Genomic DNA, 15,251 nt, shown 5'->3' on the forward strand with positions numbered 1-15,251 from the left:
GCAACCGTGATGGTTGCCTTTCCTTTATTCTACTTTCAACGTAATACTCTGGCTGTTGTGCGTGGGTGGCAATACGCCGGCAAACACGCAGAACTTTAATTTATACTCGCCCGGCACATCGGGCATTTTCACTTCCATATCCACGCTGTCTTTTTGCAGCGCTGCGGGCAGCGTGAGTGCAGATCTCACCGTGGGCAGTTCATCTTCCACATGCACTATGCTATAACCCACCACTGGTACCTGTGTACTGTCGAACAATACCGGCGAGGTGTAATTATTTTTTACCCCCAGGCGGAAATGCACTACTGTACCGGGTTTTGCAAAGCGTGTATGCGTGTCCGTTTCAAACTGTATGAGCTGGTAGCTATAGTACCGGGGCACTGCACAGGTGTACAGGCGGATGTAAGGACGCACCAGGCTATCCGTTGCCGGCAGGCCCTCTCCCTCATGAAATACAATAAGGACGGGCTTTCCCCAGAGTTGAGGTTCCGTTTCCCAGAAATTATACTGGTTGCGACGGCTGTTGCGCGCATTCACACAATAAGCCTCCTGGCCGGTATAAAACATGTACTTGGATGGCAGCTGGTAACTGTTCATGAACACCACCGGGCGCCCCGCAGCCTGCGTGGCCAGGCGGCTGGTCCAGTCCTTATTGTTATGGATCTCCGGGCGGATACGCACACCGGGCACAAAATCATACACCAGGTATACACGGGCTGCCAGCACGATGAGCAAGGTGATGGGCACCAGGATATAAAGCGGCTTGCGCGATACCCGCTTGCGCAATATATACTGGTGGGCCAAGTACACCGCCGGGGTAAACAACATCACCGTCCAGTTGCCCTCCACGCGGCCTTTTGCAGTACTTGCCAGGAAGAATACCAATACGCCTACGAGGCAGAATTTCAACCCTCTTTCAAAGGCGGTCTTAAGCGGGCACGCAAATCCATAATACAGGATCAACCACCCGGCCACCGGGCCAAAGAGCAGGAGCTGGCCTACCAGGTAGTCCGTAGTAAAGTTGAGCTGGTACCGGGCCGCATTGCGCTCCACCAGGTGGTATTGCAGAGAAGGGAAATGGTGTGCATACTGCCAGTACAAATGCGGCAGGAACAACACCGTGGTAATGGCCACCGCCAGGTAAAAGCGGAACACGCGCAGCAGGTTCAGGTTAGACAGCACTATGAAAAACACCAGCAGGATGCCGTGGTACTTGCTGTAAAACATCAACGCCATGCTAAGGCCCAGCAGGAAGGTATTTTTCCAGCTTTGCTGCTGCACGAAATCGCGGTATACGATAAAAAAGTAAGTGGCAAAGAAGATCAGCGGCAGGTCGGGCACGGCAATCATGCCGCCCAGCTGCATGGCTCCCATGGCGCCCAGCAGCCAGTAGTACAGGCGGTTGTCTTTCTGGGGCAGCATGCGCTGCACCATCCACAGCGTAGCCACATTGAGCAGTACAATAAAAAAACGTACCCCCAGTTCATTGTGAAAAATGCTATAGCCCATTTTTATGAGCAGGGCAATCATGGGCGGATGATCAAAATACCCCCAGTCCAGGTGGCGTGCGTACACCCAGTAATAGGCTTCGTCGTCCATCAGTTCCGTGCAGCCGGCCTGCCATAAGGTAAGGAGCAGCCATGCCAGCAGAAACAGGTGCTTGTATTGATCTTTCTTGAAATATCGACGGAGTGCCTTGATCATAGTTGCAAAGATAACTTTATACGATCACATCCTTCAGTTGCAGCTGTTCGTCCAGCACTACAAAATGTGCATCGTAGCCGGGGGCAATGCGGCCCATGCGGTGCAGGCCCGCCACCCGGGCAGGGTACAGCGATGCCATGCGCAGGCTTTCCGCCAGCGTGAGGCCTACTTGCTCCACGCAGTTCTTCACGCCCTGCAGCTGGGTGAGGCAGGAACCCGCCAGTACACCATTGGCATTCACATACCGGTCTTTTTGCAACCGGTAAATATAGTCCCCGCTGGGATTTTCCGTTACCGCATCCGTGATCAGGAACAGGCGTTCGCCCATGATCTGCTTGCTGATGCGGATGGCATTGAAATCTACGTGCACACCGTCGCATACCACGCTTACCGCTACACGCGGATTGTCATAAATGGCGCCCACCATGCCCGGCTCCCGGCTCTGGAACTGCGACATGGCATTAAAAAGATGGGTGCCTGCGGCAATGCCCTGCTCAAAACCAAGGGTGGCTTCGGTATAGGTTGCATTGCTGTGCCCGGCGGAGATCACGATGCCGGCTGTCTGCAAACGGGCTACCAGCAAGGGATTGCAGCGCTCAGGAGCCAGCGTCATATACTTTACAGTGCCGTTGCTCTTCTCCAGTATCCAGTCTATATCTGCGGCGGTGGGTTGTTTAATGTATTGTTCCAGGTGGGCCCCTTTCTTCACGGGGTTCATGAAAGGGCCTTCCAAATGCAGGCCCAGGCAGCCTTTGCCGCCCTTAGCCCAATAATCCGCTACTGCCTGCATACCTTTTTCCATTACGTCAAAAGACACGGTGGGCAGGGTGATCATGAAGTGGGATGCGCCCCCGTTCATACAGTAATCATACGTGGCCTGTATACTTTCGGCATCGGGCTGCTGCAGCAGCAGGCGGCCATTGCCCCCGTAGATCTGCAGGTCTATGAAAGACGGCGCCAGCAGGCCACCCTGCAGGTCTATGCGTTGTGCATCTGCCGGGATCTGCTCCACGGGCAGCACGGCTATTACCTGCTGGTCCTTTACCAGCACGGCATGGTGGTACACAAAAACGTCTCCCGTGAAAATGCGGGCATTGAAATAGGCGGTGAGCATGGTGGAATATGTTTAAGCTTTTTCGTCGGCCACAGGACGGGTAATTTCATAAAGTTCCAGGGGCAGGCCGTCCGGGTCCTGGAAAAAAGTGAAGCGTTGCTGCGTGTAAGGGTCTACCCGCACGGGTTCCAGGATCACACCTTTTGCCTCCAGGTCTTTCACGGCGCGGTCTATATTCGTAACGGCAAATGCCAGGTGGCGCAGCCCCTGCGCCTCCGGCCGGGAGGGGCGCGGCGGCGGATCAGGAAAAGAGAACAGTTCTATCACATAATGCCCGTTCAGCGCCAGGTCCAGCTTGTACGACTGCCGTTCTTCGCGGTATACCTCCCGGATGACGGACAGTCCCAGCACTTCGGTGTAAAACGCCTTGCTGCGGGCATAATCGCTGGCAATGATGGCAATATGATGAATGGAATGGAGGTACATAAGCGATGTGGTTTGTGCTAAAACAAAAACGTTCCTTACAGCCTGCAAGGAACGTTTTTTATTCGTCAATTCGTTAAAGTACCTGGAACTTGTCCGCGTCTTTCAGGAAGGGAATATTTTTCCGGACCGCTTCCAGCCTTTCACGGGTAAGGGTGTAGGTGAATACATCCTCGTCATGCGCCTTTTCATACAGGATCTCGCCCATCGGGTCTATGATGCGGCTATCACCGCTGTGGTAGATATTATTACCGTCATTGCCCACGCGGTTTACCCCTATCACGTAGCACTGGTTTTCAATGGCGCGGGCCTGCAGCAGGGTTTTCCAGGCTACATTGCGGCGCTCCGGCCAGTTAGCCACATTGATCAGCACATCATACGCGGGGGCGCCGTCCTGCATCACGTTGCGGGCCCAAACGGGAAAACGCAGGTCGTAGCACACGGCCAGGTTGATCTTCCAGCCCTTCACCTGGGCGATCAACCGTTTATCGCCGGCGTGGTAGTGGTTGTCTTCCCCGGCGTAGCCAAAGAGGTGGCGCTTGTCGTAGATGCCATACACCCCGTTGGGCTGCATCCAGATCAGGCGGTTCATATAGTTATCACCGTCTTTGATAATGAGGCTACCGGTAATGATCACATTCTTTTCCTTTGCCCTCTGCTCCATCCATTTCACGGCACTGCCGTCCATGGTCTGGGCCAGGTGCTCGGGGCGCATGCTAAATCCGGTGCTGAACATTTCGGGCAGGATCACTACTTCGGTACGACCCTGGATAGCGTTGATCTTTTCATCGAACAGGCGCAGGTTTGCGTCAATGTTCTCCCAAATTAAATTTGCCTGTAGCAGTGTAACGCTTAGATCGGCCATGTTGCTGGTAAATAATATTTGTCAAATTTACGGATTGCCGCCTTAGATTTTTTGCAATATTTCCCTGTAAATTTTAGTCATCTTCCCGTCCTCCAAGCTTTTCCAGCACCGGGGTGATCAGGGCTGGCTCGTAGCCTTTCTGGGCCAGGTAAGCCCAGGTTTTCTGTCTGCGTTTGGGCAAGCTGTCTTTCCCCAGGCTATCCCATTTTTTACGGGCCAGCTTTTCCAGGGTGGCCTGGTAGTCCGCTTCATCGATCTCCGCCAGGCCTCTTTTAATGCAATAGGCAGACACTTGTTTTTGCTGCAGCTCCGCTGTTATTTTCCGTCGTCCCCATTGCTGCATGCGGAACTTACCACCGGCAAATGCCCCGGCGTAGCGCTCTTCATTGAGAAAGTTCTCGCTGATCAGTTCCGCCATGGCCTGCTCTACCTCCTCCCCACGCATGCCCAGCTCCAGTGCTTTTTCCCGCACTTCACTATGGCAGCGCTCCTGGTAGGCGCAGAAGCTTCTTAGTTGGAGTATGGCTGAGCGCATGTTATTATTTCTTCACGATCATCAGCTTTGCATAATTCAGCATGATCTTCTTTTCACCGCCGGCCTTGGGGAATACCACGGTGGCGATGCGGTTATGCATAGCGCCTTCCATGGCCGTGATGGTACCAAAGCCAAACTTCTGGTGCTCCACTTCCATGCCGGGCTCCATGGTGGCCGGGTCATCGGGGGTGAAGTTCGGGGAAGGCACATGGTTAGTGGCCACTACTGCTGGCTTGGGCGCCGGGCGCTGGCTGGTAGTGGATTGTGGCGTGGTGGCCGGCGTTTTCTTCCGGTCAAACATGTTATTGCTGTTGCCCCATCCACTGTTGCCACTGCCGCCAAAAGCGTTGCGCACGCCACCACCGGCGTAGCTGCGGTCCAGGTATTTTTCCGGCATCTCGTCCAGGAAGCGGCTGGGCTCATTCTGCACCAGGTTCCCAAAACGGTAGCGGCTATTGGCATAAGTAATGAACAGGCGCGATTTGGCGCGGGTTACGGCCACATAGAACAGGCGGCGTTCTTCCTCCAGTTCTTCGCGGGTATTTATAGACATGGAACTGGGAAAAAGACTTTCTTCCAGGCCCACGTTGAACACCACGGGAAACTCCAGGCCTTTGGCGGCGTGGATGGTCATCAGCTTCACCTGGTCGCTGTTTTCATCGTTACCGTTATCTGCATCGGTGAGCAGGGAGATCTGCTGCAGGTAAGTACCCAGGCTTTTTTCCAGCAGTTCACCGTCTTCCGTAGGCGTTTCGGTAAATTCCTTGATGGAGTTCAGTAACTCCTGGATATTCTCATAACGGGCCAGGCCTTCCGTGGTCTTGTCATTAAACAGTTCTTTCACAATGCCGGTGGATTTACCTACGGCAATAGCTACATCATACGCGTTATGGTTTTGCTGCGCCATGGCCTGGAAACTCTGGATCATGGTCACAAAGCCATCTATGGCCTCCAGGGTGCCACCCTTGAAACCAAACTCGCGGGCGCGCACCAGCACGTCCCAGAAGGTCATATTATGCTCGTTGGCAAACACCATTGTTTTTTCAATGGTGGTCTTACCAATGCCACGTACGGGATAGTTGATAATACGTTTGATATTCTCTTCGTCGCGGGTATTGCTGATCACGCGGAGGTAAGACAGGAAATCCTTGATCTCTTTACGCTGGTAGAAGGAAATACCGCCAAAAATGCGGTACGGGATATTCATGCGGCGCAGGCTTTCTTCAAAGGAGCGGCTCTGCGCGTTGGTGCGGTACAGGATGCAGAAATCCCGGTTAGCATAGTGGTTGCGCAGCTTTTGCTCGGCAATGGTATCGGCTACAAATTTGCCTTCTTCATTGTCTGTCATGGTGCGCACCAGTTTGATCTTCTCTCCTTCTGTATTGTCTGTCCACAGGTTTTTGGGGATCTGGCCCTTGTTGTTGCCGATCACTTCATTGGCCACGTTGAGGATGGACTTGGTACTGCGGTAGTTCTGTTCCAGTTTTACCACCTTGGTGTCTTCATAATCCTTTTCAAACTGGAGGATATTCTGGATGGTGGCGCCGCGGAAAGAATAGATGCTCTGCGCATCGTCACCCACCACGCAGATGTTTTCGTGGGCGGCCCCCAGCAGTTTAATGATCTCGTACTGCGCAGGGTTGGTATCCTGGTACTCATCGATCATAATGTATTTAAACTTATGCTGGTATTTGTGCAGTACGTCGGGAAAATGTTTGAGCAGCAGGTACATTTTGTACAGCAGGTCATCAAAGTCCATGGCGCCGTTCTTGAAGCAGCGCTTGGCATAGGCGTCGTAGATCTGGCCTATCATGGGGCGGTTAGCCCGCATGTCTTCCTGCTGCACGGCATGATCGTGCTGGTATTCCTCGGGGCTCATCAGGCTGTTCTTGGCAGCGGAAATGCGGCCGTATACCAGGTTGGGCTTATAGTGCTTGTCGTCCAGGTTCAGGTCGTTGAGGATGGTCTTGATCACGCTTTTGGCGTCATCACTGTCGTAGATGGTGAAGTCGCTGGGGTAGCCGAGTTTGGTGGCTTCTGCGCGGAGCAGGCGGGCAAATACGGAGTGGAAGGTGCCGATGTAGAGGTTACGTGCCTCGGAGCTGCCCAGGATGCGTTCCACACGTTCCTTCATTTCCTTTGCCGCCTTGTTGGTAAAGGTGAGCGACAGGATATTAAAGGCGTCTACCCCATTGCGCAGCAGGTGCGCAATGCGGGTAGTCAACACTTTGGTCTTGCCGGAGCCGGCGCCCGCCACGATCATGAGGGGGCCGTTAATATGGGTCACCGCGGCACGCTGCGGCTCATTGAGTTCTGCTAAATAATTGTCCTTCATCCGTGATTTGGCCTGGATTGTTTGTATGAAAAATGGAAGGGAACAAAAATACGAAAAAACACCCGCACCTTTTGCATGCATCCGCGAGTGTGCTGTTGTTGGGTTTCCTTCACGCATTTTGCTATACGCAACCAGGCTACCGCAGCGGCTAACGATTATTCCGGGTCAAAAAGCCGGTACATGGTTCACGGCTCAAAAATAACAACGGATCAGCATGATCATGCTTTCATGTTCTGCCACCAGGTCCTCCAGGAAATCGCCCGTGCCGTACATGCGGTATTCCTTGTCCAGCGAACGTTTCATGCGCTGAAGGTTCTGGATGATGATCTCATGGCTTTTGACCAGGTTATTTAACTGCTGCTGGTGAACGGAGGGAAACTCTTCTTCACAAAGGCTGGTGGTCTTCAGGCACACGGTGAGCCGGCCTTCTGCCAGGTGCCCCAGGGCGCGCACCCGCTCTGCCAGTGATTTCATCATGCGCGCTACCTGCTGGTATTGTTCCGCGTAAAAGCGGTGCAACTCAATGAAATTCACACCGGTCACGTTCCAATGGTATTGCAGCAGTTTTGCATGCAGCACAAATTCATCCGCCAGGATCTTGTTCAGACCAGCGGCCTCGGTCTGCATGTTTTTCTCCAGTGCAACCATGTCTGTGGGGGTCAGTTGTTTCTTCGTTGTAGTGTTCATATACATTGGGTTGTTTTAATGGATATAAGACTTAATATAAGGACGGTTCAAGATGCTCTAAAATGGCCTTGGGCCTTAGGATAGTATTGGTACAATGTTTTGTCTTGGGTATATGTGATCACTCACCGGGGTCCGCTCCTCATTTGCCACAGTCCGGGTATACCAGTGGCAAGAACATTTTAGGAAAATGGCCCGGGCAATAATCTTATAACAGGCGAAAAATATTGCATCATAATGTGAGATGTGAAAACATAAAAGCAGTACGGCGCACCGGCAGCCTTGTAAATACAGGACCGGCGCCCGCTCTCATTTGATGATTGACAATTTGTTCAGCCAGAAATGCTGCTTCACAAAGGACAGGTCAGGTAGAACATACACAATCAGCATTCTCTTTGATTACTCCACATTCAACACTTTGCGGGAGATTTTAATTCGCACAAGCAAGGTGCATACTTTCATCCCCAGCACCTAACCTATAACGGCGCAATATGTATCCCGGCAACAAACCACTTAAAATGTTACAACCAAAACGTTGGTGAACGTTGTTTAACTTAATCTTAATTTTTTACAATAAAAAAAATTCAGCTGTATTACAGTAGAATAAGAGATGATCTGAAGGGGAAAACCCGGTTTTTCTTTAAAAATTTAATGTTGTAGACGTTTATTCCCGCTTGGTGTTCAGTTCCGGTTTATTTGCTGTGATTCCAGGCATCGAAGCATATGGTAACAGCAATGGATTTGTACACTGTAAGATCGTACGCATATTAGGACGACTTACCACAAATGTAGCAACGTTTTTATATTTTCAAAAAAATATATCCCATTTCCCCATAAAGGGATGAAACACAGTACCACCGGGCATTCCCGGGGATTTATGCCAGCCTTCATAGTTGAAGTTTAAACATATTAACGAATATCACAAACTGTTGACCTAACAATTAAAAAGCGGGCCGTCTACCATCGAGACGGCCCGCTTTCCTGTTGGCGTATTGGCTTATTGTTCGTGCCGGTCTACCGGCAGTTTTTCATCGCGGTTTGCAATGTCCCAGGCGGTGTAGAACACCAGCTGCACCCGGCGGGCCATCAGGCCAAAATGGATCTTATCCACTGTATCCGTAGGCTTATGATAGTCTTCGTGCACCCCGTTGAAATAAAAGATGATAGGAATGCCATGCTGGGCAAAGTTGTAATGGTCTGAGCGGTAGTAAAAACGGTTCACATCCTTTGGATCATTGTACGTATAATCCAGTTTCATTTTGGTGAATTCATTATTGGCCGCCTCGCTGATGGGGCGCATGGCGGAGCTCAACTTGTTGTCGCCTATAAGATAAATGTAGTTGGTATCCTGCTCATGGCCGGGGTCTATGCGGCCCACCATGTCGGTGTTAAGGTCTGCCACGGTTTTTTCCAGGGGATACAGTGGATGCTCCACGTAGTAGTTAGAGCCCAGCAGGCCTTTCTCCTCGCCTGATACGGTCATGAACACGATACTGCGGCGGGGACCTTTGCCCGCCTTCTTCGCTTCTGCAAAGGCATGGGCCAGGGCCAGCACCGCGGTGGTGCCGGAGCCGTCGTCGTCTGCACCGTAGTAGATCTTACCGTCTTTTTTACCCAGGTGGTCATAGTGCCCCGTGATGAACAGTACTTCGTCCTTTTTGTCTGTGCCCTCCAGGAAAGCCAGTACGTTGCTGGGTTTCAGCTCCACCGGCACCTTTTCATAGAGAATGCTTACCGGGTTGGCCAGCGTACCTGGTTTCAGTGTTTTCAGGGAGGCGGAGTCCACGCCGCTGATCAGCGCGGCCACCCCGCTGCGCACCAGGTATTCATTGGCCATGCGCCCACCAGGATTGCGCTGCATGCGCATGAAGCCGGCCCGGGGGAAGTCCGGCTTACGGGGATTATCATCCAGCACCAGCACGGCCTTGGCGCCTTTATTGGAGGCCCAGAAACGCTTGGCGGCATCAGAAAGGCCGCGGGCAGCGCCCGTGTAGGCGCTATCTGCCGGGTATTTATCTTCAGACAAAAAGAGCACCACCTTGCCTTTCACATCCAGGCCGGCATAGTCATCCCGGTCCTTGTCTGCTATGCCACGGCCTACAAACACGACGGGCACATTTTCCAGCGTATCTCCGTGGCTGCTCATAATGTTCGCCTTAAAATCGTCGCCGTAGGGAATGTGCGTCCCATTCACCTCCAGGGCTGTGTGGCTGCCCAGGGTGTCTATGAACATGGGGTAATACTGGCGCCACTGCCCGGCAGCACCGGGTTTGAGCCCAAAGCCCTGGAACTGGGATTCAATGTAAATGGCCGCTTTTTCCTGGCCGGGGGTACCGGTTTCCCGCCCTTCCATTTCGGCACTGGCCAGCACACGCAGGCGCTGCTCCAGGAAATCGGGGGTAATGGTGTTGGCAAAGGGAGTGGCCTGCGATAGCTGCTTTACAGGGAGCTGCGCGTGTGCAGCCATGCCCAGGAGCATACAGGCACCGAACATCGTTTTGAATGTCATAGTCATACGTTGGTTAAAAGGATCACAGCGGCTGGCGGCCTGCTGCTGTGCAACAAGATAGGTATTTCCTCCAGACATTTTTCCGGCCCGGGGGCCAGCGGTGAATAGGGATTATAAGTGTACTACTTTCCGTACCCGGTCTACATGCCGTCCGCCTTCAAAGGGGGTCTGTAAAAAGACTTCCGTAATGGCCTGGGCCTGGACCTGGTCCACAAAACGGCCGGGCAGGCAAAGGATATTAGCGTTGTTATGGGCCCGGGCCAGCCGGGCCAGTTCCTCGCCCCAGCACACAGCCGCGCGCACGCCCTGGTGTTTATTGGCCGCCATGGCCACACCATTGCCACTGCCACAGATAAGAATACCCAGGGAGGCCTGGCCCCGGTCTACCAGCTTGGCCACCGGGTGGGCAAAATCGGGATAATCTACCGCATCCGCGGCATGGGTACCCAGGTCTTTTACGCGGAGCCCCCGCCCTTCGAGAAAAGATACCAGCACTTCCTTGCATTCCACGCCGGCATGGTCGGCCCCGATGGCCACCGGCAGGGAGAAATCGAAATTCGTTTGCATAAAAAAAGCTTTTAGCGTTACATCCGGGATGGCGGTTGGGCCTTGTCCCTTGCGGCGCTAAAAGCTTATTGGAGAAGCCTCCGGCCATCCGCCCAGGGCAGTGAACAACGCATCCTTCTAAAAGACGCAAGGCTCAGTGCTAAGGGCGAATGGCTAAAGGCGGATAGCTACTTTACTTGCGTTATGACCACTCCTGTACGGAGGTTTCTTCATCTTCACGGCCTTCCATGCGGGCCTTGTAGGCCTTCTTGGAGATCAGGATACTCACTTCATACAGCAGGTATAAAGGCGTAAATACGATCAACTGGTCTATTACGTCCGGGGGCGTGATCACCGCGGCCAGCACCAGCAGTACCACGATGGCCTGGCGACGGTATTTCCGCAGGAACGAGGGCGACAGGATGCCCACTTTCGTGAGGAAGTATACCACCACGGGCAGCTCAAACAAGAGGCCCAGCCCCACTACGATCTGGGTGATCAGGTCAAAATAATCATCGATGAAGAACTGGTTCACCACCTTATCGGTCACCTTGTAGGTCACCAGGAAGTTGATGGTGAAAGGCATCACCATGAAATAGGCAAAAGAAATACCCAGAAAGAACTGTAAAGATACCCAAAAGATCACACCACGGGCGCCTTTTAGCTCACGTTCTTTGAGGGCCGGCTTCACAAAACGCCAGAATTCCCAGAAAATGTAAGGGAAAGCGGCCACAATGCCCAGCGTAAAGGCCAGTTTGAATTGCAACATTACCTGGCCGGCCATCATGTGGTTCTGGAAGGCCGGTTGGGCCGGGGTAAGGCAAAGCTTATCGCCCATATTGAGCCAGTGGCCTATGGCGCACAGGGCGCGGTAAGTAGGGAAAGAAGCATTGGTAGGACCAAACACCACGCCATCGAGGATCTCTTTGGTATAGAGGAAACCGAAGGTACTCACAACAGCCATGGCGATCACCGAGCGGATAATATGCCAGCGAAGGTCTTCCAAATGGTCAAAAAAAGACATTTCGGCCTTGCCGGAACTCGCAAATAATTTCTTCAACATAATTTATCGGGTACGCTTATTCACACAGGCAGCGCGTCACAAATATAAACGATGAAATGTAGAGTTGTGACCATAATATTTTTAACAAACAAGGTTTCCGGGGAATAATTTCCGGGCTAACAGGCGGAACAACACAGACACTATTTCACCGCTTTATAAAAAATAAGATGCGTTCAACATTCCCGGCAGGTAGATGGAACTACCTTCATCCATATATTCATACAACTTTATACAGCAGTTGTAACTACGCCCAGATGCCGTTGTAATTGCTACGCAAAGTAGTATGCATGAATTTGTTGACATCCGGTTGATGTGTCATCGCTAAAAACCGGTAGCACTACAAGCCCTTACCAGTAAAGGCTTTCAGCCGCAGGCATCCGTCAATGAAAACAGTCCGCTGAAAAAAAACGTAGGCCTTTTACTACACGCATATACATGATTTTAAATATGCCTGCAACTCAACAGGCAGGTGCCGGTGCTTAAATTCATTATGCTTTTTTTACTTACCTCTTCGCTCAAACCCGCGCTGCATAAGGATTCCACAACGCATAAACGTAAATCTCAATATGCCTGCAACTCAACAACTGTAAAAAAACAATATAGCAAACAGGTGCTGTAGCCGGCAACAAACCACTCCGGCTGTTCGCATGCAGAAAACGTTGATCCGTTGTTATGCAATACCTATAAATTAATGGCACCTGCTGCGCAACGATGATAACACGATATAGGCGTTACCGCCATGCCTGCAGGTATGGAATTGCATACAGATCGCATAACCATCTGGCATATAGACCAGGGTACATCTTAAAAAGTAGAAAGGCTGAAACGTAACAGGGTGGCGGGTTACAGGGAGAGGAGTTAGTTGCAGGGCAAACGTTAGCATAAAAAAAAGAGCCAGCCCGAGAAGAATCAAGAGCCGGCCTTTCATCCATTGTTTGTTAACCCCAAAAAAGTTGAATTCGAGAATGTCTTTAGCGTCTGGTAGGTAATCTTATCTTTCGATTTGGCAAGCTTTAGATAATCTTACTTTATTCCCCAGATGCCGTAATTGTTATGCAAAAATAGAAAGAAATCTGTTATTATCAATGTTGCAACAATTTTTTTTACAGCTTTTTAACAAAAATCAAATCATTGTGTTACAACCTTAAACAAATGTAGGTATTCTAAAGCGACTTTCCTACAACTTTTAACAAAAACGTTTTAGCAATTTGGCGCCTTTTTACGCCGGCTTTCCCGGTGTGTAACGTTTTCGCTAACTAAGATAGTTAATAGTTGGGAATAATCATCAAGCCCAGGAGCGGTTAACTTCACATTAACTGTTGCCTAGGAAAGCAGTTTCATTTTGACCATTTCGATACGCGTTTCCGTTACGTTCAGCACGTCAAATTCATAGTCGTCTATGATAATGCGTTCCTTTAGGCGCGGGATGGTTTCGTAGTGGTTAATAATATAGCCGGATAATGTTTCGCTCTCATCTTCCGGGAAATCAAATCCATACTTTTCGTTGAGGTGGTCCAGTTCCAGCCTGCCGGAGAAAATATATTCCTTCTCCGCGATCTGCTTTTCCACAAACTCCTCCACATCGTGTTCATCCTTGATCTCCCCGAAAATTTCTTCCAGCACATCTTCTATCGTTACAATGCCCGCGGTACCACCAAATTCATCCACCACCCAGGCAATGCTCTTGCGTTCCTTATTGAATTTGCTGAGCAGGTCAATGGCACTCATTGTTTCCGGCACCACCAGGATGGGGTGCAGCATGTCCTTTACCGAGGCGGGATTCTTAAACAGATCCAACTGGTGTACATACCCCTGGATGTTATCGATATCGCCTTCATAAATAATGAGCTTGGAAAGGTTGGTCTCCATAAAAGCCTTGCGGATATCTGCCAGGGGACTGTTGATCTCTGCCGCTTCAATTTCCCGCCGGGGAATGAGGCAGCCGCGGATCTTCACGTGGGCCAGCGACAACGCATTCTCAAACAGTTCTGTGTTCAGGTCTTTATTTTCCACCACGTGCTGCTGGCTCTGGCGCAGGAAATGCTCCACATCCACCCGGGGAAAGGTATCCCGGTTTTCCAGGATGCGCACGTTGAATAAATATTTAAGGATCCATTCGGAAATAGACACCATCATATTGCCGATCACGAACAGGGGCTTGGAGATCACGGAAATAGGCAGGGCAAAGAAGCCCAGCAGGCCATCGGGCCAGGAGCGGAAAATAACCCTGGGCAGGAAAAAGCCCACCAGGCACATCAGGGCCGCGGAAAGCACAATGCCAAGACAAAGGAAAACCGGGTCGTAACGCACATCATTATAGGAGCCGGTCACACTTTTTAAATACGGCAGGAGACTGTCTGCCACCAGGATGCTGTAGATCACCACGATGATGGTGAATCCCAGGAGACTGGTAGCCAGGAAACGGGAGGGGTGCTCGTTAAACCCGGCCAGGATCTTGCCGGTGGCCCGGCCCTGTTTCTTTTTCAGTTCCAGGCTTAGTTTGTTGATATTGGCAAAGGCCGTCTCAATACCGGAAAAAAAACCGGCCGCCAAGAGCAGCGCAATAAGAATCACAAGGGTATATGTATCCATACATTACAAAGATAGTGAATACTAAATTCCACAGAAATCAATTCCTAACAGACTAAAAGTGTGCCAGGCGGGGCTATTAAAATAAGGTCTCAGGCGTTTTGCACTCCCAACAAACCGCTATTCACTAAAGATAATGGCATTTAAGCATCCATCCAGCAGGCCGGACAGCTAATCCGGTGATTTTATGCCAGGAAATCTTCCACCAGTTTTTTCACCTGGGCATATGCATGATCCAGCTGGTCATTCACCACAATTTCATCAAACTGGTGGGCGAAGGACAATTCGTAGCGGGCTTTACCCAGCCGTTCCTCCAGGGAGGCCTGTGTTTCGGTGCCGCGGCCACCCAGTCTTTCTGCCAGTGCCTCCAGGGAGGGAGGCTGGATAAAGATGGTGAGGGCCTGGTCGTGGTAGTGCTCTTTGATAGACAAGGCGCCTTTTACGTCTATATCTACCATCGGGGTCCGGTGCTCATCCCAGATGCGTTGCAGCTCGCTCTTCAGGGTGCCGTAGTACTTGCCGGCATACACCATTTCATATTCTGCGAAATCATTATTGTCTATATGTTGTTGAAACGCTTCCGTGCTCAAAAAATAATAGTCACGGCCATCGACCTCATTTTCACGGGCTGGACGGGTGGCGGCGGATACGGAGAATGCCAGCTGGGGCATAGCGGCCAGCAATTTCTTCACGATGGTGGTCTTGCCGGCACCGCTGGGAGCAGTGATGATGATGATCTTCTTTGAATTCATGCCGCAAGTTAAGGAAAACACGTAGCTGGGAAAAGGGCGTTTTCCCGCTTTCCATTAATAAACGCATGAGAGCGCCGCATGGTTTTGGAAAAGGCGGTCCATTGGCCGGAGGCCCTAAATAAAAAATTCCAA

General features: G+C 51.3%; 12 protein-coding genes. All 12 read right to left on the reverse strand.

The genetic code is table 11. From position 1 onward, the window contains the following. Positions 1–24: 24 nt before the first annotated feature. Positions 25–1,704, reverse strand: a complete 1,680-nt coding sequence (locus DCC81_RS01435; protein WP_108684813.1) for an ArnT family glycosyltransferase — start codon at positions 1,702–1,704, stop codon at positions 25–27. Positions 1,705–1,720: 16 nt separating this feature from the next. Continuing rightward, a complete protein-coding gene (gene nagA, locus DCC81_RS01440) occupies positions 1,721–2,818 on the reverse strand; it encodes an N-acetylglucosamine-6-phosphate deacetylase (protein WP_108684814.1) in 1,098 nt (365 codons plus the stop codon). A 12-nt stretch (positions 2,819–2,830) separates the two neighbouring features. Next, entirely contained in the window at positions 2,831–3,244 is a 414-nt protein-coding gene (locus tag DCC81_RS01445; RefSeq protein WP_108684815.1) for a VOC family protein, read from the reverse strand. A 73-nt stretch (positions 3,245–3,317) separates the two neighbouring features. After that, positions 3,318–4,106 carry an amidohydrolase gene (locus DCC81_RS01450; protein WP_108684816.1) on the reverse strand — a complete coding sequence of 263 codons (789 nt, stop codon included), beginning with the start codon at positions 4,104–4,106 and terminating at the stop codon, positions 3,318–3,320. 73 nt (positions 4,107–4,179) lie between these two features. Further along, positions 4,180–4,641, reverse strand: a complete 462-nt coding sequence (locus DCC81_RS01455; protein WP_108684817.1) for a regulatory protein RecX — start codon at positions 4,639–4,641, stop codon at positions 4,180–4,182. Between the two features lie 4 nt (positions 4,642–4,645). Then, positions 4,646–6,976 carry an ATP-dependent helicase gene (locus tag DCC81_RS01460; RefSeq protein WP_108684818.1) on the reverse strand — a complete coding sequence of 777 codons (2,331 nt, stop codon included), beginning with the start codon at positions 6,974–6,976 and terminating at the stop codon, positions 4,646–4,648. A 192-nt stretch (positions 6,977–7,168) separates the two neighbouring features. Continuing rightward, complete coding sequence (locus DCC81_RS01465) at positions 7,169–7,663, reverse strand: Dps family protein (protein WP_165806393.1); 495 nt, start codon at positions 7,661–7,663, stop codon at positions 7,169–7,171. Between the two features lie 994 nt (positions 7,664–8,657). Beyond that, positions 8,658–10,169, reverse strand: coding sequence for a M28 family peptidase (locus tag DCC81_RS01470; RefSeq protein WP_165806394.1), 1,512 nt, complete (start codon positions 10,167–10,169; stop codon positions 8,658–8,660). Positions 10,170–10,280: 111 nt separating this feature from the next. Next, positions 10,281–10,736, reverse strand: a complete 456-nt coding sequence (gene rpiB, locus DCC81_RS01475; protein WP_108684821.1) for a ribose 5-phosphate isomerase B — start codon at positions 10,734–10,736, stop codon at positions 10,281–10,283. 181 nt (positions 10,737–10,917) lie between these two features. Further along, positions 10,918–11,778 carry a twin-arginine translocase subunit TatC gene (gene tatC, locus DCC81_RS01480; RefSeq protein ID WP_108684822.1) on the reverse strand — a complete coding sequence of 287 codons (861 nt, stop codon included), beginning with the start codon at positions 11,776–11,778 and terminating at the stop codon, positions 10,918–10,920. A gap of 1,323 nt (positions 11,779–13,101) precedes the next feature. Then, a complete protein-coding gene (locus DCC81_RS01485) occupies positions 13,102–14,370 on the reverse strand; it encodes a hemolysin family protein (RefSeq protein ID WP_108684823.1) in 1,269 nt (422 codons plus the stop codon). A 182-nt stretch (positions 14,371–14,552) separates the two neighbouring features. Then, complete coding sequence (gene gmk / locus DCC81_RS01490; RefSeq protein ID WP_108684824.1) at positions 14,553–15,119, reverse strand: guanylate kinase; 567 nt, start codon at positions 15,117–15,119, stop codon at positions 14,553–14,555. Positions 15,120–15,251 lie beyond the last annotated feature (132 nt).

Origin of the sequence: Chitinophaga parva (assembly GCF_003071345.1) — a bacterium.
Lineage (GTDB): Bacteria > Bacteroidota > Bacteroidia > Chitinophagales > Chitinophagaceae > Chitinophaga > Chitinophaga parva.